We start from the raw sequence: 21,843 nt of genomic DNA, 5'->3' as shown, positions 1-21,843 counted from the left end.
ATTAAAGTGTATGTACTGGCCTTAAAGGCGTTCATTAAAGTCGTCCAAATGTTGATGTGTATTGACATCGCCGTTGCGATAGAGTATCCGCAGCATGCCTGGCAGTACAATTAATAACAAAGGCAGCGCCGCCAAAAAACCGCCGATAACCGAAATTGCTAAAGGTTGATGTAATTGTGCGCCGGCGCCAATACCCAAAGCAAGTGGCATCAAAGCTATAATTGCGCCCAGTGCTGTCATAAGTTTAGGGCGCAGGCGGGTAGAAATGGAATAAATAATTGCTTCGTCAGTTTTGCTGCCGTCCAAAACGCTTTGTTTAAACTGCAGGAAGGTAAATATAGCATTTTCGCCAATGATGCCCACAATCATGATCAAGCCCGTATAACTACCTACGTTTAAGGGCGTATTGGTAATAAACAAGGCAAGTAAACTGCCCGCAATACCCAATATGGATATCGTTAAGATCAAAACCGCTATTCTGAATTGCTTAAACAGAAATAATATCACCCCGAAAACCAACAAACAGGCGGCAACTAATATCATCAGCAATTCTTTAAATGACTGCTGCTGCTCGGCATCGGTGCCGCCATATTCTACATGGTAACCTTGCGGCAGGCTGATTTTAGCAACGGCATTTTTGATAGCTGGCATAACCGTCCCCAGGTCGCTGCCGTCCAACCGGGCACTTATTATGCCGATAGACTGTAAGTTTTCGCGATTAATTTCGGCTTCGCCGGATTTGAGTTCGACGGTGGCTAAGCGACTGATCGGGATCACATCGCCTTTTGGCAGAAAGATATTTAAATCTTTAATGCCTGATACACTAAGCGAGCGATTGTCCGGATAAACCATGCGGATAGGGGCAAGTTGTTGCTTGTCAAATAAATTACCTACCATGCTGCCCTCTAAAGCGGTTTGTGTTTGGGCTTGCAGATTGGCCGGGGTAACGTTGTATTGCGCTAATTTGTCATAGTTTGGTATAATGCTTACCGACGGACCCGCGATCACAATGCCATCAAAAACATCGGCGGTGCCTTTTACAGTGTTCAGGGCATCGGCTATTTGTTTTGACAGGCTTTGCAGTACTCGCTGATCATTGCCATACACTTTTACCTCGATTGGTTCGGCTGTAGTGGTCAGGTCACCCAGCATATCACCAATCACTTGCCCGAAGTCAATTACCAGGGCGGGCTGGGTTGATGATATCTTTTTTCGTAAATCGCTGATCACCTCATCGGTGGTTTTATCGCGGTCTTTTTTTAGTTGGATCAGATAGTCGCCGCGGTTAGGTTCGGTAATAAAGAAACCCATCTGCGTCCCCGTGCGGCGCGAGTAAGCCTGAACTTCGGGCTGTTTAATAATGATCTTTTCAACCTCGCGCAGCATACGGTCCGTCTCCCCGAGCGAAGTACCAGGGGGCGATGAATAATCCAGTACAATACTGCCCTCATCAATATCGGGCAGAAAACCGGTTTTTAAAGCACCGGGTACGATAACAATAACAGCAACGAACCCGATTACTATAGCCGCACTTAGCCATGGCCGCAAAATGAACCAGCGCACCCATAGCTGTTTGGTTACGTAATGCCCTTGCTCTTTTTTGGTTTTTGACGCATTGCTGAATTTTGGTTTGCGGGTTAGCAGCAGGTATATCACCGGCAAGCCTATCCAGGTAACAAAGAAAGAGCAAACCAGGGTAATGATCATAGTGTTAGTGAGCACCTGAAAATAAGCACCTGCTACCCCCGTCATTAACAGAAAAGGTACAAATATTACAATAGTACTAACCGACGAGCCCACCATGGCCGGGAACAAATAATTAAGCGCTTTCCGGATTAATATGCGGGTCAACTCATCCGGATGTTCCTCATGTGTTCGATGGATCTGCTCAACCACTACAATAGCATCGTCAATAATTAAACCTATGGCTGCGGCTATGGCACCCAGCGTCATGATGTTAAAGGTATAGCCTACCCAATATAACACAAGCAGTGTAAGGCCCAGTGTTATAGGGATCGTAATCAATATGGTAACGCTGGCTTTTACCGAACGCAGAAAAATCACTGCCACAATTATTGCGAGCAGCAAGCCCACCCACAAGCTATCGCTTACGCTTTTGATAGAGTCGTTTACAAAATCGGCCTGGATATAATACGGTTTGATAGTAACATCGGTTGGTAGAAGCTTTTGCAGTTCTTTTATTTTTACCGCCATAGCATCCGACAATGATACAAGATTTGCGTTGGGTTGTTTAATAACGGCTATTAGTACACCATCGTGGCCATTGGCATTGATGCGGGTATATTCAATGCCTTCATTGATCTGCACATCTGCAATATCTTTTAGTTGGATAACGCGTTTACGATCATTACTCACAATCATATTTTCCAGTTGCTGTTTGGTGTGGATGGTAGCATCTGTAACCGCCAGGTACAACATTTTATAATCGGCCAAATAGCCGCCCGATTTCACAAAATTGGTTTGCGCCATCGCATTGCTGATCACATCGGGCGTTATGCCCAGGCTGCTCATCTTTTGGCGATTTAAAACCAACCAGTACTCTTTAACCTTGCCGCCTATAACCCTGATCTCTGAAACGCCATCAACCTGCGAAAGGAAAGGTTTGACGGTGTAAGTTGCAATCTGTCGCAGCTCGATAGGCGAGCGGGTGTGGCTCTCTAAGGTGTAACCGCTCACGGGCAGGATAGAGGGGTTCATTTTCTGAACCGTAATGTTTACGTCGGCTGGCAGATCATTCTTGATCTGATCTATGGCCGATTGTATGCGTTGCTGGCTAAGGTCCATATCAGCACTCCAGCTCATAAAAGCCGATATCTCGCAGCTGCCCCGGCTGGTGGTGCTGCGTACAACTTGAAGGTCGGGTACCTGTTTAACTGCATTTTCAAGCGGTTTGGTAACCGTTACCATCATTTTGTCAACGGGCTGTAAGCCTTCGTCGGCAATGATCTTTATTTTGGGGAAGGTGATTTCCGGAAATAGCGAGGTTTGCATTTTTGTGTATGCATAAACTCCGCCCACTATAATCAGCGCCAATACCAGCGCCAGAGGCTTGCGATGAGATATAAAGAAGTTTTTAGACGCCGTCATCACTTCACTACTTTAACTTTGGCTGTATCGGCCAGGCCATAATTACCGGTGACGATAATTTGATCTGACGGCGAAAATTTGGGTGACAATATCTCAACCCGGTCCCCCGCATCTATGCCCTTGCTAACCGGCACCTTGACGGCAGTATTGCTGTTGATAAGTTTCATTACCCAAAAATCTGTTTGCGTTTCATTGGTCAATACGGCGGTTTTAGGCAGCGATTGTGTGTTTGATTTAGACGAGCGAATGATGCGCGCCTTAGCTATAAGGTTTTCAGGAATGGCACTATCAGTTTTGATCCTGATTACTACACCCTGCGTTTGTGATGCTGTATCAACCGATGGCATAAAGGCGGCGACACGGCCTGTGATTGTGCGACTATCGGGCAGGGTTAGTTCCACGAGTTGGTTGCTTTTAACAGTCGATCGCAGTTCATAAGGCAGCTGCATCACGAAAGCAAAGCTGGAACGGTCACTAATAACAGCCAGTTGTTCGCCGTCCTGCACATAATCGCCGCTTTGATGGTTTAATTGAGTCAGGTAGCCGTGTTCTGGCGCTTTAATACGGTTTATACCCGAAAATTTGAAGGTGGTATCCAATACGTTGATCGTATTGCCTATGGTTTGCGCTTCTTTTGTTTTAATGATAAACATCAGTTGCCCTTTATTTACATACTGACCGGGCTGGATATGAATATTCTGGACATAGCCGTTAGCATTGGCCTTTACAATGTTTTTTTGCTGAAAAGTTGAGGTTGCATTAAGGCTGATATAATTAACCAAAGTACTGTCATTAATCGTAGTTACGGTAACGGGTGTGATGGTCTCCACTTTAGCATCTCCCTCGTCACCTGCGTCGGTTTTACCTTTGCAGGCCAATAACGACATTAATATGCCTAGCGCTAAAAACAGCAATCTGACAGGAGCATGATTGTAAAATATCTTCATGAGTTATTTATACCAGTAGTTAAGTTGATTAATAAGTTGCAGCCCGTTAATAGTAGTTTGCGTAAATAAGTTCTTTACCGACAGATAATTGTTAATGGCCAAAATCAGGTCGGCAATTTTCAGGTCGCCGGTTTGCATCAGTTGTGTATCTACTTTAATCAGGCTTTCTATGTATTTCATCTGGTCGGATACCTGGGCCAGCAGGGCATCATTTTCGGTTAACTGCTGGTTAAGCTGCGCCAGTTGCTGACGGTATTGCTTGTCAAAAAAAGCTTTATAATTCTGTCTGGTATCTTCATCCAGGTTCAGCTTTTTGTAAGCCAGTTTACGCTGTCCGCCATCATAAATGGGGATAGAGAGCGTAAAGCCTGCACTCAGGCCGAAGTTTTTATACTCCCGACCGGTAAAGTCGGTATTAAAACCCGCATCGGCGAGGGCGTTTAATTTAGGCTTATACGTAAAATCTAACAAGCGGCGAGTGTTGATCAGCTTTAAGCTATCAATTTTGAATTGCTTAAAGTAAATGCTGTTGGCCTGATCGGCAATTATTGCTCTGCTGATACCAGGTTTATCCAATGTTACCATTGCAGTGTCAGTTACACCGGCCAGGTAATTTAACGTCGAGTAATCGTTTTTATACTGGGCGCGCGATTGCGAAAGCTGTAGTTGCGCCTGTTTCAAAGTAACTAAAAAGGTAAGGTAATCGCTTTGGCGATAGACGTTGGCCCGGGTAAGCTTTTTCAGCACTTCGTCTTCTTTTGCCAATAAAGCTACAATCTCTTTATTAAAATCGTATTGTTGTAAACTGCCATAGGCAGTGATATACTGCGCAGTGACCGACTTTTTCAGATCCTGCTCAGAAAGCTTGATGCTATTTGCTGTCGACTGTGTTGACAACGAGATGGTTTGCACTTGCTCATTGATGTTTTTACTACCGATGATGGCTTTATTTACCCCGAGCAAAGCATCTAAAGCATGCTCATTGGTAATAGCCGGAGCATAACCATATCCGTTAATAACCGGCGCGTATAACCCCGCGCTGTTTATCGCTACCTGGGGCCGGAGGCCGGCGCGTATGCGTAAACTGTCCAGCTGGCTAGAGGCAATCTGGTTATTCAGATCCTTTAGTAACGGGCTATTAGCACGGGCAATTGTAAGGTAATGATCTAATGAAAGGGTCTGTCCCAGCGCCGTGTAACCTATAAAAAATGAAAAAATAACGCCGAAAAACCTTTTCATGCTTGTTATTATTGTGTATTGCCGGCGATTACGGCTGGCATTTGTTTATCCGGCTAAAATAGCGGATAATTCTGTATTAATTTTGTGCAGCTGCAACAAGTTATACAGATTTGAACTTTATGTATAACAATTAAACCAATTAATTATGTGGTGGATATATGCTTTATTATCGGCGCTGTTTGCAGCACTTACGGCTATTTTTGCAAAAATTGGTATCAAAGGAGTGGATACCGATTTGGCTACCGCTATCCGTACGGTGGTGGTTATCATACTGGCCTGGGCCATTGTTTTTGTCAGGGGCGCTAATAGTTCCATTGGTACGCTTACCAGGCAAAATTGGACATTTCTAATTCTTTCCGGCTGTGCGACGGGGCTATCCTGGATATGCTATTTTAAGGCTTTGCAGATGGGTAAAGTGTCTCAAGTAGCGCCGGTGGATAAATTGAGCGTGGCATTGGCCATAATTTTAGCTGCCGTTTTCTTGGGTGAGTCTATATCACTTAAAACCGGCATCGCAGCTGCCCTCATCATCAGCGGTACCTTAGTGTTGATATTTTAAGACTATCCCAGATCATGCACAGCAATGCAGCCAATCATATCAATATTAAAATGAACGATGATATGTTTAAATTTGCACGCAGATGACTACCTCCCGAACGCCTCATATCCGAACGCCTGGACAACTACGTATGGCAAACGCTGTTTTCTTTTTCCTGTCGGGATTTGGTTATTCGTCCTGGGCGTCACGGATACCGGCTATTAAAATGCAACTGCATTTAAATGAGGCAGAATTAGGTGGCATTTTGTTCGCTATGCCTCTGGGTTTGTTGCTTACGCTGCCGGCAACGGGTTTATTGCTCAGCAAACACAGCAGTCGTCGCATTATGTTTTTTGGCAGCTTGTTTTTTGCGGTGATGCTGGCGTGTATAGGCTTTGCCAATAACGTTTGGCAGCTAGTTGCCGTATTATTCAGTTTCGGTGTGTCGCGCAATTTATTCAATATATCAACCAATGCGCAGGCCGTAGCGGTGCAGGCTTTGTACGATAAATCTATCATGGCTAACTTCCATGGTATTTGGAGCATGGCGGGCTTTGCGGGTGCAGCCTGTGGCTATTTTATGGTTTATTACAACATTGGCACTATGTATCATTTGCTGGGTGTGAGCCTGATACTGGTTATTTTTACGTTGCTGTTTATTAAAGGCACCATTTATGAGGCGCCCGTGCCTCAACCGCAGAAGAAACTGTTTACGCTGCCCGATAAATCGCTTATTATATTTTCGTTGATCTGCTTTGCCAGTATGGCCTGCGAGAACACGATGTACGACTGGAGCAGTATCTACTTTTATAAGGTGGTACATGTACCGCGGTCAACCGCTACCGGCGGCTTTGTGGTGTATATGATAGCGATGACGCTGGGGCGTTTTGTAGGCGATGCCGGTGTGAATAGGTTTGGTATTAAAAGTGTTTTACGAACCAGCGGTATACTTATTTTCTGCGGATTGATGACGTCCGTTTTACTACCCTATACTATGCTGGTGATGATTGGTTTTGTGCTGGTAGGCTTGGGGGTGTCGTGCATTGTGCCTATGGTGTTCCAGATGGCAGGCCGGTCGACCACCATGAGCAGCGGGACTGCACTGGCTTCGATATCGTCAATCGGTTATTTAGGCTTCCTGGTGGTGCCGCCTTTTATTGGTTTTATAGCCCAGGCGGCAGGTTTGCAGCTATCGTTTGGATTGATTGCTTTGTTAGGCGCTTTAGTAGTAGTGTTGGTTTACAACATAAGCGACGGTAACAGCTAAACTGCAAACAATACAACGTGGCAGACGTTGTTTTTTTAGCAACATCTTCGCAAATGAAAGCCGGGAAAAAGCATTATAAGTTCATCAACAGTAAAACTGGTTATGTTATTTATCACCATACGATTACTGAAACTTTGACCGAGGCCGAAGCCAAAGCTGAACTGGAAAAAATAAAAGCCGAAGTTGCCAGTAAAAACCGCTTGTTTTTAGATACTATTTACTGGGAAGAAGACAGAGAAACTGAATAATTAGCGGCTTATTAAATACACCTTCTCCAAAACGCGGTTTCTGGTGCCGGCATTAACAAACTGAGGCAGTATCCTTTCTTGCGGATAATTAACGAAGCTTTTAATGACGTGGTAGGGGATATGGTTATTGTTCAGATAATCCAGCAGGTACTGCGTTACATACATAACTGATCCGGGCTGGTTCATTTCTTTGAACCGTTCTACAGGTAAAAAATCAACCGGCCTATTGCACTCAAACTGAAAGACATTGCTTTCCATCCGTCCCGAATAAATGTGGCTGTAGTTAGCTTGATTAATATATTGCGCTGCGGGTATCTGTCCATTGTAACCCGCAATGACAGGATACAGAATTGTTGCCAGATAAAAGTTAGCAAACAGCACTGCCGCACAGTTGATAAAGAAAGCCTTGCGATGCATGTCCTTAACCTGTTTACTGATAAGCGACAACAGCAGAAAAAATAAAACACAAGCCACCGCAAAAAACAGCTGGCTGGCCGGTTTCAGGAAAAAGTTGATGACAAATACTAACAAGGTAAACAGGGTGATGTATATCCACTGGTTAATCAACCTGAACCTGTTTGCTCTAACCGATAGTTGCCGGTAACAATAGGGTGCCGTAACTATTGCAAATAACGGAAATACGGTATTGGTATAAAACGGTAACTGGAATTTTGAAAACGAGAACAGTATCAGCAACAGCAGTCCGCCACTTAAGGTATAATATTCTGGTAAGCCCGTTTTGAAGTATATTTTACGGATGGATTTGTAGATGGCATAATAAAACAACAAACACCACGGTGCAAACGCCCAAAGTAATGTATGCACGTAAAAAAAGATATCGCTGCCTTTGGTGCGGCTTATTGGCCCGTTGTTTACAAAGCGGCCAAACTGGCTATCCCACAAAAACCATTTAATGCCAGATACGCCATGCCTGCCAAATACCAGCTTTTCGGGGCGAAGATCAAACTGGACATAGAGTGCATAAAATTCAGGCAAAGTAAATATTAGTGTCAACAGACACAGCAGCAAAAACCGCCCACTGAATATACCCGCAAATCTCCTGGTAAATATTGCCTGTCCCAGCAAGCTGCCATAAATAGCCACAATCACAAATATGCCCTTGGTCATGATTGCGCAAGCTGTGAATAGTGCTGCTAACAGTAGATCTTTAAACTTAAATTGGTCTGATAAGTTACTGATGTGGTAAATCGACGCGATAACCAGGCCCATCAGGTAGGGTTCGGCGCGTACATCAGTATTCGACATGATAATGTATTGCGCGGTCATCATGATGAGTACAGCCACAGCTGCGGCTTCCCAGTCATAGTATTTCCGGGCAAACAGGTAGGTATATCGCGCAGCTAATAAAAAAAACAGTAATGCCGGCAGGCGGTAGGCCCAAACGCTGATACCAAATATTTTAAAGCTCAGCAAGATCATCCAAAATGGAAAATGGGGTTTATCCAGCCAGTCTTGTCCATAGGTAAACAGTTGCAGCACATCATGCTTATAAAGCATGTTTTTAGCTATAGATGCATATAATCCGGGGTCGTCAGTAAAGAACTTGACATTTATGCCGGCTATATTAACCGCAAATGCCAAAACAAACAGCAATAAATAAATGGGTTTGTCTTTGTTCTTCATCCTGCAAATAAAATGTAATAATAAGGGTTTTGGCTGTGATGCTAAAAAAGGGTAAAAAAAAACCCTTGCCTGTACAGGCAAGGGCCAACTCACAACAATTGTTTAACCTCGGGCTATGAATCCCTCGGCTATTCCTAACTGCAATGCGAATCAGTTGTTATAACATCCTATCGTTAACTTGGTTTGCGTATCCGGGCGAAAATTTTTCGTTTAAATTTAAGGGTTGCAGCAATCAAAAATCACCCTATCTTTACCATAAATCAATACCCAAACACATGAAAAAAGCATTTCAATTAAAGGCCATTACAGGGTTTGTAGTTGCTCTTTTAATTTCAACAGGTTCATTTGCGCAAAAAACAATACCTAGTCCGCGCGACAGCACTTCAGGCGTTGTACATGGTGCTCACATCAGCATTAACTATGGCGCACCTTCTGTACGTGGCCGTAAGATTTTCGGCGGCTTAGAGGCTTACGGCAAAATATGGAGAGCTGGTGCTAATGAAGCCACCTTCTTTACCACCGACAAAGACATTATGGTTGAAGGTAAAAAACTGCCGGCTGGCCGTTACTCATTTTTTGCTACTCCGGGCGAAAAAGAGTGGACTGTTATCTTCAACTCAGCATCGGCTCCTAATATGTGGGGTATCAACCGCCAGGGTGCTAACGACGATCCGGCTAAGGATGTATTAGTTGCTAAAGTAACTCCTAAAACTGTACCGATGACCGAGCGTTTAAAATACGTGATCACTAAAAACGGGTTCGAGCTGGTTTGGGAGACTACCTCTGTACCGGTTACTATTAAATAAGCAAAATTTTTAATAGCTTTAATAGCGATGGGTTTTAAACCCGTCGCTATTTTTTTACCCGGCTTGCCAGACCTATATTTGCACAAATGCCCAAAGGCCTCAATCAAATACAAAAACGGTTATTAACCATCGGGATACTGGCCGTAGCATTATATCTGCTCGGTATATTTGAAGATCACCCGGAGGCGGTGGAGAAATACTACTCTGAAGGACTGTATATTTTACTCTGTAAGGTATTTCATCCCCTATTTAATATTATCCCTTTTAGCCTGGGCGATGTTATTTATATCGCCGTTGTAGCTTACCTTATTTATTGTTTTGTCAGGCTGATATCGCTGGTTTTTAAAAGGCGATTTAACCAAGCCGGTAACCTGGTGCTTGGTTTGGTCATCGGCATACAAATGGGTTTGCTGATATTTTATTTGTTCTGGGGATTGAATTATTTCCGCCCGTCCATGGGCGAGCGTTTGGGTTTGCGCGACACCAGTTATACCGCGCAGCGTTTATATGATGTTACCTGCATGATCATTGATAGCGCCAACACCACCCGTGCGCGGCTTACCGCTGCCGACACCCTACAGGATAACCAAACTATTTATGAAACCGCCATTAAAGCGGTCAATAAAATGTCGGCAAAGTCGCCGGGTTTCAGGGCTTATCATCCGCATATAAAACCCTCGTTGTTAACACCGCTCATGAATTATTTGAGCACCTCAGGCTATTACAACCCTTTTACAAGCGAGGCGCAGATGAATTATCAGATGCCTTATTTTGAACGGCCCTTCGTGGCTTGCCATGAAATGTCGCATCAGATAGGATATGGGTTTGAAGATGAAGCCAGTTTTTCAGGGTTTCTGATAGGTGTTAATTCGTCCGACCGGCTTTTGCGTTATTCGGCTTATCAGGATGCACTGGATGAATGTATGCACGCCCTGCGCCGGCGCGATACGGCAATTAGCAATGAATTAAAAACACACATCTCTAAAATCGTTCGTGCCGACCTGCATGCGCAGCGCGTTTACTGGCAGCACTACCGCGGACAGATCAGCCTTATAAGTGGTATGTTTTATGACGACTACCTGAAGGCCAATAATCAGCCGCACGGCATGGATACTTATAACCAAATGGTGCTGCTGCTGATGACCTGGTATTCAAAGCACTAAAAATATTGTAGTAAAAATTATTATTTTTAAGGCGGTTATCCCTGCTTAATGTACATGAAAAAGTACCTGTTAACTGTTGCAATTTATCTATCCTGCACACATGTATTTGGTCAGAGCATAAATTTGCTCAATATTATAAACCTAACCAGCTTAAATAATGAGCAGGCCGGCAGTACTCTTACTGCAAACAAAGCCTGGGCACTGCAATATGGCGAAGGGGTGAACGGCTTTATCGTAGAGCATTATCAAACTACCGCCGCATCGCAGAAAAAGGAAACCTTAATTGTAGGGCAGGGCGTCAGGACAGCTAACGGCGGCATATTGCGCACCGTGAGTTACCTAAGCCCGAATATTCAGGATGTGATGAACCTGGTGGAGCAGGCAAAGGGCCAGGGCCTTATCCAAAACTTTCGCGGATCAGACAGAAACGGTAATATTTATATATACGAGAATATACTGTACCATATGGTAGTACGTATCAGTCACAATAATGATAAAGCTGTTATTGATATTACCCAGAAACAAATATTTGTTGAGTAAGTTTAAAAGGCGTACGAGCAGTAGTGATGAATGTGTTTTTCGAGTTGGTCCATCACTGCTTTTTTAAAGCGGCCTTTGTAGCAGACAATCTTTTTCTGAGCCGTGTAAGTAATTTCGCCTAAAATTTCGCCCTGTTTAATTACCCTGAAATTACCTTCATCGCTCGGTAAAACAGTAATGTTCTGTTCTTCATCAGCGTCGTTAACCAGCACATGGAACTGGCGTTGCGGTATAAATCTTATTTGACGTGACATGGCGCACCTCCCTGGTTTAAAAGTCCCTTACTTATTACTATTCTAGGTAGATATAAATATACAAAGCGTTTAAGAAAATAGTATAAAAATATTTTACTTTCTGCTTTATTAGTCTGCGTGCTCAAACTTAAAAAAGCAGTGTAAATTGGCCTGCTAAGTTTACGTTAACAATTACAAATATTGTGTTATAATTTGCTGTAACTGGTTAGCCTGTATCACGCCGCTTTGGCGCCATTTGGTTTGCCCCTGCTTAAATATTATCAACGTAGGCACGCCCTGTATATTGTAAGCGCTTGCTGCCGCCGGATTTTTATCTATATCGATTTTTATAACGGTAACCTTATCGCCCATGGAGCTTTTTACCTGTTGTAAAATAGGAGCCATCATTTTGCAGGGCCCACACCACTCCGCCGAAAAATCAACCAATACCGGTTTCTCCGATGCAATGATTTCCTGAAAATTTGCCATGACTTTAATGTATTTATACAATAACCATTTAAAATACAATGTGTTTTAGCAGTAGAATATGGTTACGACCTTACTGTGGTGCTTCAGTAATAAAAGTAGAATCAGAAGTGATTTTGAGCAGCGTAACTATCACTCACCATTGTTTTTGCAAAAAATGGCTTTTTGCATTTAGCGCAAAAGTATTTGCGAATAGGTAAAAAAAATAGAAAAGTCTTTAGTAACCAGCTACGGTGTAATTGGTAATGATGCGGCTGACCACATCGTGGGCAATGCTGATACTGTGATTCTGACAGTGTATTAAACTCGTTCACCGCTTTTCGATAGTTGGTTTTGGTAGTTTAAACGGCTTATTCCCGATAGGGTTTCAAAAATAAAAAAATTAATATTTGAGATAATATTTTACGTTAAAACTCTTATTTTTTCCAATAACTCATTCATTTCAAATGGCTTGGCTAAAAATTCGTCGGCCCCGGCCGCCATGGCCGACTCTTTAATATCGCGGCTCGCCGAGATCATAATGACGGGGATGTGTTTGGTAGCCTCTAACTGTTTTAATTTTTTGCAGATATCCCTTCCGTCCTCGCCCGACATCCAGATATCCAGTAATAACAAGTCCGGCAGTTCATCTTTCAGGTCAAGCACATCAGCGCCGTCAACAGTCGACGTAACCTGGTAGCCTTCAAATTCAAGCAACATTTCTATAGCATCTACAATACCTGGATCGTCATCGGCTATCATTATTTTTTTTGGGGGAGTCATTATATTTTATTACTGTTTGAAAAAAATTAAAAGTTAAATATCAAGTTGTTTGTTGAGATGGCAAAGAAAAGTAAAAATCAGATCCTTTTCCTACTACACTGTTTACCCAAATTTTGCCGCCTTCGCGCTTAATTATTTCCGATGAAATATACAATCCCAACCCTAAGCCGGGGAAGGTGTGTTGTTTACTTCCGCTTACGCGATAAAACTGTTCAAAAACTTTCTCGGTCTTATCTGGCGGTATACCGATGCCAAAATCTCTTACACAAATACTTATTTCGTCATTATCTTTTTTTGTTTGAATGATAATTTTATCAGCATGTGGTGAGTATTTAACAGCATTGGTTATCAGGTTAGTAATTACCTGGCTAATGCGATCTTTATCAGAGAATACTTTACCAGTTTTGCTAAATTCGGTCACCAATGTATGTTTTTGTGTGGTGTGTTGCAGATCGGTTACTGTTTCGGCAACGGCCTGATTAAAATCAAACCAGGTTCTATTAAATTGTATTTTACCCGAATTGATCTTGGTTACATCAAGCAAGTCGCCTATAAGGTTTGTCAGGCGATTGATCTGTGCATCCATGCGCTCAACTATCCCGGCCTTTTTGTCTTCGCGTTCTTTAACTAACATGGCACCCAATACCTGCGCGTAAGCCTTGATACTGGTAACCGGCGTTTTCAGTTCGTGGCTTGCTATCCCCAAAAAATCATCCTTTTGGCGCTGTAACTGTTTTTGCTCGTCTATGTCTGTATTAGTTCCAAACCACTTTACAATTTTACCATCGTTGTAAAACGGCAAGGCGCGGGCAAGGTGCCAGCGGTATTCACCGCTTTTGCTGCGTAACCTGAACTCAAACTGGTAAACATCGCCGGTACGCAATGAACGCAGCCAGGTATCAATACATTCCTCACGGTCGTCCGGGTGAAGATGTAATATCCATTCCGGGCCTGTAATCTTTTCGAGTCCGGTACCAAAATAGTCCAATGTACGCTGATTAACATAGTCCAGGTCGCCGTCTGTGTTTGATGTCCATAACTGAACCGGCATAAACGCGGTAACAAACTCAAACTGCTTAATTTGATCGTTTAACTCATTATTTTTCAATTTAAGCTGATGTTCAACCAGCGTTTTTTCAGTAATATCTGTACAGGCTCCAATGTAACCTGTAAATGTTCCATCAGCATCATATTGCGGATTACCGGTCGCAATGCACCAGCGTACATCGCCATTTTTGTTTAGAATTCTGAAGTTTACTTCGTAGGAACGCCTGGCTGCTGCATCAGCCAAAAACTTATCCGACGCATATTTACGGTCTTCTTCAACCAGGGCGTTAAGCCAGCCGGCACCTAAAGTGTCTTCATTGCTCATCCCTGTCCATTCTGCCCAGGTGTGGTTGGCGTACGTAACATTGCCCATATCATCAGACATCCACAAAGAAATAGGGGCAGCGGCGGTAATATTTTGAAGGAAGCGTTCGCTTTCTGTCAATGCTTGTTGGGCGGCAATTTCTTTACGCATGTCGCGGCAAACCGCCGCACGGCCTAATGATGTTCCGGTTGTCGGGTCTGTCACCGTCATGGTGGTAAAATATACCGGTATGGCCTCTCCGTTTTTAAAGTGCCGGTAGTTGAGTTCGCCCGTCCAGCGGCCCTTGGTTTCCACGGTTTTAAGCAGTTTTCCGCCTACGCGGTCCCATTCACCGGGCATCAGGAAGTCTGTGTTTTTGCTGAATATTTTTTCATTTTTGCTAAAACCAAGCATAGCGCGTCCTGCCGCATTGAGGTAGCTGATATTATTATCGGTATCCGCCAGCATAATACAATCCGAGCTGTTTTCAATAAGTAGCAATAGCTTATCTTGCTCGAGCCGGGCTTCTTTCTCAGGACGAAGGTCGCGCGCGACGGAAGCCATGGCTATGGGCTTACCTGTTGCCGGGTCCTCCACGCGGAAGGCATTTAGATAAACCGGGATGGCCTCACTGGTTTTAAAATGGCGATACAGGCGCTCACCTTGCCATTTGCCGGTTTCTAGGATAGAAGTGGTGATATCGTCTGTATTAAGTTCGTTCTCCGGGGGCATAAAGTAATCGGCGGCGGGTCTGAAAGCATCCCCATAATTATCAATGCCCAACATTTTGTAACCGGCTTTATTAAGATAAGTTACCTGTGCCGACATCGTTGTAATGCCGATGGTTTCGGCTGTATTATCTATCAGCGTAATAAGTTTTTGCTGCTCTTCGTTATCTACAACTTCGCGGGTTATGTCCTGTACGGTGCCGCCAAAAAGTATGCAGACATTATCATGGTTAAAGGAGGCATTCCCCAGGGCGCGTATCCAGCGGATGCCTTTGTTATCGCTGCCAATAGTGCGGTATTTGATATCATAAGGCCTGCGTTGCTCCGGGTTTATTGATTCTGCAACTTTGGTTCTTACCAGTTCGATATCATCAGGATGAATGTAGCTTAATAAGTCTTCAAAAGTTACGCGGTCGCCTTTTTTAAAACCAAAAAACTCCTGACAACGCTCATCCCATATCACCGTTTGATGTATAGGATCAAGGTTCCATGTACCCAGGTCGGCAGCATCCAGCGCAAACTGAGTCCGGGCTTCTGATTCGGCCAGTTTTTGACGGGTCTTCACCAATTCTGTAACCTCGGCAGCCGTGTTAAGTACCGCCCAAACGTCGCCGGTTTTATTTTTAAGTGGCTTAAACGAAAAATTGAAAAAGCGTATTTGTAGCTCGCCATCCTTTACCAGCCCCAGGCGCCCCTCTTTGGCCTCGTAGGCAACACCGGTTTCACAAACATTATTTAATATTTGATGGATGTTTTGATAACGTAGTTCAGGCAGTACGTCAAAGTATGGTTTGTTAAACACGTCATCCCCTTTGCCATAAATATCGATCATAGCCTTGTTGGCTATTTGGATAGTTAGCTCGGGGCCGACATATAAGCCAATCGCAGTGAGCGACTCTTCGATCAGCGTTTGATAAATGTTCTCATTTTGTGTTAAGAGCAAATCAGAAGGGATGTTCATCTTTTGGTAAAAGGAGCATAAATATAAAAATTAATAACCTGAAAACCGCTTTTAGTTTAGCAAAAAAGGTAGTTTAAACACCAAAGTGGTTGGACAAGTTTGGGACAGGTTTCATCTTTATTTTGATCTTATAGTTTTATGATATTTATTTAATTGATAGGTTAAGCCCTCGATAATATCTAATAAATTTGATAGGATACTTGTCTAGACAATTTTGTTTTTTTATTTGTATTTTTCAATCCGCTAACCAAATTATAACCTACCATATGTGCAATAAATTTTATCTGATTTTGCTGCTGCTTTTAGGCCCGAAGGTATGGGCGCAACAACCGGTATTTTCCGGGTCATATAAAGAGTTATTTAAAGGCCCGCCAAATTCTGAACAGCGTGATGAATGGCTGGCAAACCTTAAAACCTGGCGCGACAAACAAAAAGCGGATATGCATTATGATAATTCTTTCTATGTCAACCCATCGCTTAAATGGGTTAAGCATACTTTTATCTATGTGCAAATGATGGCGCACGACCGGTTCTTTTACGACCCGGTAACCCGCAAGTATACCGTTAACCGTTACCTGGCCGATCTAAAAAAACGTTACGGCGGCATAGACGCGGTGCTGATCTGGCCTACTTACCCCAATATTGGTATCGACAACCGCAACCAGTTTGACCTGACAGCTGATATGCCGGGCGGGCAAGCAGCGGTAAAGCAAATGATCAGGGATTTTAAAGCCAATGGTGTGCGCGTATTCTTCCCGATCATGATATGGGATCATGGTACGCGGCGTATCGGGATGAAAATGCCTGAAGCTTTGGTTAAGGAAATGAAGCAGCTGGGTGCCGACGGCATGAATGGCGATACTATGTTTGGTGTGTCTGAGGATTTTTATCAATACACCCAAAGCGAAAACTATCCGCTGGCTTTTCAGCCTGAGCAATCATTGAGAAGCCTGAAGATGCTGGAATGGAACCGCTTGAGTTGGGGTTATTTTTGGGGATATGAGCCTGCTCCCGGTGTGGACGTTTACAAATGGGTTGAGCCGCAGCACCAGGTTAACGTAACCAACCGCTGGGCAGTGGATAAGACCTTCGATTTGCAATGGGCATTCTTTAATGGTATAGGCTATAACTCGTGGGAAAACATTTGGGCTATCTGGAACCAGATACCAGACCGTTATGCAGAAGTTATTCGCCGCATAAGTGCTGTTTATCATGCTTACCCGGATAGCTGGAGCAGTAAGGATTGGGAGCCATATATCCCGGTGTTGCAGAAGAATATCTATGCTACCAAATTCCCATCGGCAGGGCGCACGATCTATAACTTTATTAACCGCGATAGTGCCGAAGTAAAAGGGGGGCAGATTAGCGTGCCTTACCATCGTGGCGATACTTACTATGACCTATGGAACGGTCATCAGCTTAAGGCTGAGATCAAGAACGGCAATGCTATTTTAAGTTTTGATATAGAAGGTTTTGGCTACGGCTCACTATTGGTAGCGCAGCGACCCTTGAAGCCTGCTGAAAATGCCTTTGTAGCTAAAATGGCTGTCATGAGCAAACATAAACTCAAAACCTATGCTGCCGACTGGAAACCTATCTCGCAGCAAATGGTTACGATAGCTAAAACCAAAGTTCCGGCTAAAGCTCCTGATGGCATGATCAACATTCCGGCAACTGATAAGTTTCAATTTGAATCGGTAGGGGTGATGATTGAGGGGAATGAATTGCCGACAGCCGTAGGCGTACAACATAGCTGGGAGTCGCATCCATCCAGATCGCAAAAGCATGAAATGAAAGTGGCTTCGTTTTACATGGACAAATACCCGGTTACCAATGAGCAGTTTAAGAAGTTTTTGGATGCCAGCAGGTACCATCCGGCAGATGATCATAACTTTTTGAAGGATTGGGTTAAGGGTAGCTATCCTGCAGGTTCAGCCAGGCTCCCGGTTACCTGGGTATCTTTGGATGATGCGCGGGCCTATGCAAAATGGGCGGGCAAACGCCTGCCGCACGAGTGGGAGTGGCAATATGCCGCACAAGGTACAGACGGCCGCAAATATCCCTGGGGAAATGAGAACATCAAAACTAACTACCCACCGGCTGATACCGCTCGCGCCATGCGTAAACCTACTGCGGTTGATGCGTACCCGGCAGGGGCAAGCCCGTTTGGAGTTATGGATATGGTGGGCAATATCTGGCAGTGGACGGACGAATATGCCGACCTGCACAGCCGTACCGCTATTGTAAAAGGCAGCAGCTATTTCCATGCGCAAACATCAGGCTGGTACTTCCCGCCGGCTTTAGAGGTTAATAAGTACGGCAAGTATTTGCTGATGGCGCCAAGCCTTGACCGGGCAGAAACTATCGGTTTCCGGTGTGTTGTAGACGCGAAGTAGATTGATAATGGGCGAGCAATTGACTGTTAATGTTTGAACCACGATAGACGTAGTGATCCACGCGCGAATGTGTATCACTTTGGATCAGTTGGATCAATTATAAATCGTAATTTATTGATCTTGAGGTTTTTAATTGAGCGGTCTTCTTAAAGTGGATCACTTTGGATCACTTTTTCTGACTTTTAAGTCATTTTTGGATCATGACCTTGAAATTTGGATGTTAGACGCTGTTCGGTTTAACAAAGAAAGGCGACCCGGATTCCGGATCGCCTTTCTTTGTTTTGTATCAACTTGGGTTATTATTGTTTAAACAATGCTGCAAATTTACTTTCGTAGTTTTTAAACTCTGTATCAAACTTTTTGTATAATGCATCCTGGTGACTGTCCTTGGTCACCTGCGACATTTCATATAACATCTGCACACCCATTTGCACATCGCGGCCGTTAAACATACCGGTGTTATCCTGCAACTGGCGGTAAGCGTAATCAAGCTGGTCGGTTATAAAATCATTAATGCTGTTTATGTATTTGTTAGCCAGGTTAATATCATTTAGTTTGTAGGCTGCCTGCGCTATATAAAATCTGCCAAAGGTTATGCGCATGTCGATATGCAGATCTGGCATTTCCTGATCGTATTTATGCAACACTTTTAACGCAAGGTCATTACGGCCCTGGTTCATCAGGCTTTGCATCAGGTCAAGGAAAGTGGTGTTCATTACGGGGTAGAACATGGTTGTCGACTCATGATCCAGATATTTAGCCGTTTTAAACTGGCCGAATTTAAACTTGTTCATGACGTTGTTGTACATGGTCATAGCGTTTACCCTTGCGTCGCCATGAACGGCGGTATCCGGTTTTAACGGCATCAGGTGATAAACAAATCCTTCTTTATACAGGTAAGGCTGCATACCTATCAGGTTTTCATTACCTACCGTAATAGCAAAGCAAATCGGCCGTTTCCAGTTGTTGTGTGCCAGGATATCTATCATGGCAAGGTTATCCTTCATCACATATTTTGAAGTGTATTTCCACTTCATGGTATCAGCTATCATAGATTGCATATCGGCGGGTACCACGTTGTTTTTAATAACGTCGTTTTTATTTATAGTGATCTTGAAGTTCTGGGTAGGCAGGTAGTTGTCTGTTTCGCCGTTTGGATAAGTTGCCTTTACGCGCGGATCATCAGATGAAATAAAGTCAAACAGATCTTTTACCTCAACATAACCCGGCAGCTTGGCATCACGGAAATACAATACGTCGCGCACGCCTTCTTTGTATTTATCATAAGGCATGGTAATAGGCAGGGCATCTGCATCATTCATTTTGCGCTGCATCTGGCGTATATACCAATCGCCCGTAAACAAGCTCAGGTTCACCAAACGCACGTCAGGGCGTATGTTTTCAACTTCCTGGTCATACCATAATGAGTAGGTATCATTATCGCCATAGGTAAACAGAATAGCGTTTTTAGGACACGATATCAGGTAGTTGTAGGCCATGTCATGTGCTACCATTTTGGTCGAGCGGTCGTGTGCTTTCCATTCTTCAGCCGCCAGTATGGTTGGTATGGTCAGTAAGCATATCAGCGTCGCTGCAATGGCCGCAGGGCGCGCCGCCAGTTTTTTTCTTAATAAGTCGGCCAAAGCAATAACGCCCAGGCCAATCCAGATGGCAAAGGCATAAAATGAACCTACGTACGAGTAGTCGCGCTCCCGCGGCTGTACCGATGGCTGGTTAACATAAATTACGATAGCCATGCCGGTAAAGAACCATAAAAGGGCAATGATCAGCGCATCGCGTTTTTTATTTTTAAAATGATACCAAAAGCCAAACAAACCGAGAATAAGCGGTAATGCGTATAATGGCGTATGGGTGCGATTTTCGGTAACTGATTTTGGCAGATGTTTGGTGCCATCTAATAAACCGGTGGTCCAGTCGCCATCTACATAGCCTTTAAAGCTACCCATTTGCTGCTGGCCATCGCCATCATTGACACGGCCCGCGAAGTTCCACATAAAGTACCTGAAGTACATCATGTAGCTTTGCCAGCTTATAAAAAACTTAACATTGTCGACAAAGTTAGGTTTCTGATCTTGCCCAATCTGCAGCCATTCGCGATAAAATTGAGGGTCCTGCCCCTCGGTGCTGTACATCCGCGGGAAAAAGGTTGTATGATCGTAAACGTAATTTTGTTTTTTGCCTGAGATCTCATATTTGGTTTCGCCTTTACGATACAGGTTTGCGCCATCAGTTTGATCAATGATCTGCGCATCAAAATAAGGGCCTGTTAGCAGTGGAGTTTCGCCATACTGAATACGGTTCAGATAGCCATTCAGCGTGAAGGCATTATCCGGGTGCGAATTGTCCAGGTTGGTATTAGCTGTAGCACGGATTGGGATATACACAAAAGAGCTGTAACCAAAATAAACAAAGGCTACACATAAAAATGCCAGATTCATTACGGGCTTGTTTCTGCGGATGCTGTAAACAATGCCGAAAACCAGTACAGCAATTAAAAGCACGAAGAAAAAGATAGACCCTGAGCCAAATCCGAAGCCTAAAGTATTTACAAAGAAAAGGTCAAAATAGGCTGACAGTTGGATAGTCCACTGCCTGATGCCGAACTGTACGAAACCCAGGATCAGGATACTTACAAAAAATGCCAGCCAGGCACTTTTAACGGTGATGTTTTTACTGCGACGGAAGTAGTAGACCAATGAAAGCGCAGGGATAGTTAATAAGTTAAGTAAATGTATACCGATGGATAAACCGATAACATAAGCTATAAAAACCAGCCATTTATCGGCACCCGGTTCGTTGGCATGAGCGTCCCACTTCAGGATAGCCCAGAACACCACAGCAGTACATAAGGCTGATAAAGCAAATACGATAGTCTCGACAGCCGAGAACCAGAAAGTATCTGTATAAGTGAAGGCCAGTGCGCCAACTAAACCGGCACCCATGATCAATATCATCCGGGTTTTATCCTGGTCTTCGTTAGCAGCGGGCATAAGTTTTCTGGCAAATGCAGTAATAGTCCAGAACAGGAACATGATAGTTGCCCCGCTGGCCAGTGCCGAACCCATATTGGTGTAAAAAGGCACTTTAGCGTTGTTACCAAATGATAACAGCGAGAAGAACTTACCCAGCATGGCAAACAAAGGGTAACCCGGCTGGTGCGAAACCTGCAAACGGAACGCACAGGAGATAAACTCGCCGCAATCCCAGAAACTCACAGAGGGCTCTAACGTTGAAATGTAGGTTGCTGATGCTATAACAAAGCAAAGCCAGCCTAACAGGTTATTGATTTTTTTGTACTGCATGGATTAAGTATAAGTATATTCAATTGGATAAATATCTGCATTTTAAGTGTTAAATATCAAAATGCCGGAGCCCCATTAACATCTTTTAACACATTTGCCGCAA

16 protein-coding genes are annotated in these 21,843 nt (G+C 43.8%); 7 read left to right on the top strand and 9 right to left on the bottom strand.

What is annotated here, in order from left to right; all coding sequences use genetic code 11:
• Positions 1-21: 21 nt before the first annotated feature.
• From ABD772_RS03930 to ABD772_RS03920, 3 genes are read right to left on the bottom strand one after another with little or no spacing between them, the layout of a single operon-like run.
• The gene (locus ABD772_RS03930; RefSeq protein WP_345101134.1) at positions 22-3,108 is read right to left on the bottom strand and encodes an efflux RND transporter permease subunit; all 3,087 of its coding nucleotides are present in this window, start codon (positions 3,106-3,108) and stop codon (positions 22-24) included.
• Positions 3,108-4,055 carry an efflux RND transporter periplasmic adaptor subunit gene (locus ABD772_RS03925; protein ID WP_345101133.1) on the bottom strand — a complete coding sequence of 316 codons (948 nt, stop codon included), beginning with the start codon at positions 4,053-4,055 and terminating at the stop codon, positions 3,108-3,110. The genes ABD772_RS03930 and ABD772_RS03925 overlap by 1 nt, the downstream gene beginning before the upstream one ends.
• A 3-nt stretch (positions 4,056-4,058) precedes the next feature.
• Positions 4,059-5,294, bottom strand: a complete 1,236-nt coding sequence (locus ABD772_RS03920; RefSeq protein ID WP_345101132.1) for a TolC family protein — start codon at positions 5,292-5,294, stop codon at positions 4,059-4,061.
• A gap of 145 nt (positions 5,295-5,439) precedes the next feature.
• Here ABD772_RS03920 and ABD772_RS03915 point away from each other — a divergent pair, with 145 nt between their 5' ends.
• From ABD772_RS03915 to ABD772_RS03905, 3 genes are all read left to right on the top strand, one after another.
• Positions 5,440-5,853, top strand: a complete 414-nt coding sequence (locus tag ABD772_RS03915) for an EamA family transporter (RefSeq protein WP_345101131.1) — start codon at positions 5,440-5,442, stop codon at positions 5,851-5,853.
• An 82-nt stretch (positions 5,854-5,935) separates the two neighbouring features.
• Entirely contained in the window at positions 5,936-7,099 is a 1,164-nt protein-coding gene (locus ABD772_RS03910) for an MFS transporter (protein WP_345101130.1), read from the top strand.
• 17 nt (positions 7,100-7,116) lie between these two features.
• Positions 7,117-7,347, top strand: a complete 231-nt coding sequence (locus ABD772_RS03905; RefSeq protein WP_345101129.1) for a hypothetical protein — start codon at positions 7,117-7,119, stop codon at positions 7,345-7,347.
• Here the strand turns inward: ABD772_RS03905 and ABD772_RS03900 are convergent, their stop codons facing one another.
• Positions 7,348-8,991 carry an ArnT family glycosyltransferase gene (locus ABD772_RS03900; RefSeq protein ID WP_345101128.1) on the bottom strand — a complete coding sequence of 548 codons (1,644 nt, stop codon included), beginning with the start codon at positions 8,989-8,991 and terminating at the stop codon, positions 7,348-7,350.
• Positions 8,992-9,266: 275 nt separating this feature from the next.
• Between ABD772_RS03900 and ABD772_RS03895 the strand changes: the two genes are divergently transcribed.
• From ABD772_RS03895 to ABD772_RS03885, 3 genes are all read left to right on the top strand, one after another.
• Entirely contained in the window at positions 9,267-9,797 is a 531-nt protein-coding gene (locus ABD772_RS03895) for a DUF2911 domain-containing protein (protein ID WP_345101127.1), read from the top strand.
• Positions 9,798-9,883: 86 nt separating this feature from the next.
• Positions 9,884-10,960 (top strand): DUF3810 domain-containing protein, encoded by a 1,077-nt coding sequence (locus tag ABD772_RS03890; protein WP_345101126.1) that lies wholly within the window; start codon positions 9,884-9,886, stop codon positions 10,958-10,960.
• A 54-nt stretch (positions 10,961-11,014) separates the two neighbouring features.
• A complete protein-coding gene (locus tag ABD772_RS03885) occupies positions 11,015-11,500 on the top strand; it encodes a hypothetical protein (RefSeq protein WP_345101125.1) in 486 nt (161 codons plus the stop codon).
• A gap of 2 nt (positions 11,501-11,502) precedes the next feature.
• On the opposite strand, the gene ABD772_RS03880 is transcribed toward ABD772_RS03885, so the two are convergent.
• From ABD772_RS03880 to ABD772_RS03865, 4 genes are all read right to left on the bottom strand, one after another.
• A complete protein-coding gene (locus ABD772_RS03880) occupies positions 11,503-11,754 on the bottom strand; it encodes a hypothetical protein (RefSeq protein WP_345101124.1) in 252 nt (83 codons plus the stop codon).
• A 171-nt stretch (positions 11,755-11,925) separates the two neighbouring features.
• A complete protein-coding gene (gene trxA, locus ABD772_RS03875; protein WP_345101123.1) occupies positions 11,926-12,222 on the bottom strand; it encodes a thioredoxin in 297 nt (98 codons plus the stop codon).
• Between the two features lie 399 nt (positions 12,223-12,621).
• Positions 12,622-12,981: a response regulator transcription factor gene (locus ABD772_RS03870; protein WP_345101122.1), complete on the bottom strand. Its 360-nt coding sequence runs from the start codon at positions 12,979-12,981 to the stop codon at positions 12,622-12,624.
• Between the two features lie 40 nt (positions 12,982-13,021).
• On the bottom strand, positions 13,022-16,021 hold the full coding sequence (locus ABD772_RS03865; RefSeq protein WP_345101121.1) for a PAS domain S-box protein: 3,000 nt from the start codon (positions 16,019-16,021) through the stop codon (positions 13,022-13,024).
• Between the two features lie 266 nt (positions 16,022-16,287).
• Between ABD772_RS03865 and ABD772_RS03860 the strand changes: the two genes are divergently transcribed.
• A complete protein-coding gene (locus ABD772_RS03860) occupies positions 16,288-18,417 on the top strand; it encodes a formylglycine-generating enzyme family protein (RefSeq protein WP_345101120.1) in 2,130 nt (709 codons plus the stop codon).
• 299 nt (positions 18,418-18,716) lie between these two features.
• Here ABD772_RS03860 and ABD772_RS03855 read toward each other — a convergent pair whose 3' ends face one another.
• A complete protein-coding gene (locus ABD772_RS03855; protein ID WP_345101119.1) occupies positions 18,717-21,740 on the bottom strand; it encodes a glycosyltransferase family 117 protein in 3,024 nt (1,007 codons plus the stop codon).
• Positions 21,741-21,843: the final 103 nt, after the last annotated feature.

The organism is Mucilaginibacter panaciglaebae (assembly GCF_039539265.1).
GTDB lineage: Bacteria > Bacteroidota > Bacteroidia > Sphingobacteriales > Sphingobacteriaceae > Mucilaginibacter > Mucilaginibacter panaciglaebae.
The sequence above is the reverse complement of the archived record's forward strand: the minus strand, read 5'-3'. Positions and strand labels throughout refer to the sequence as shown.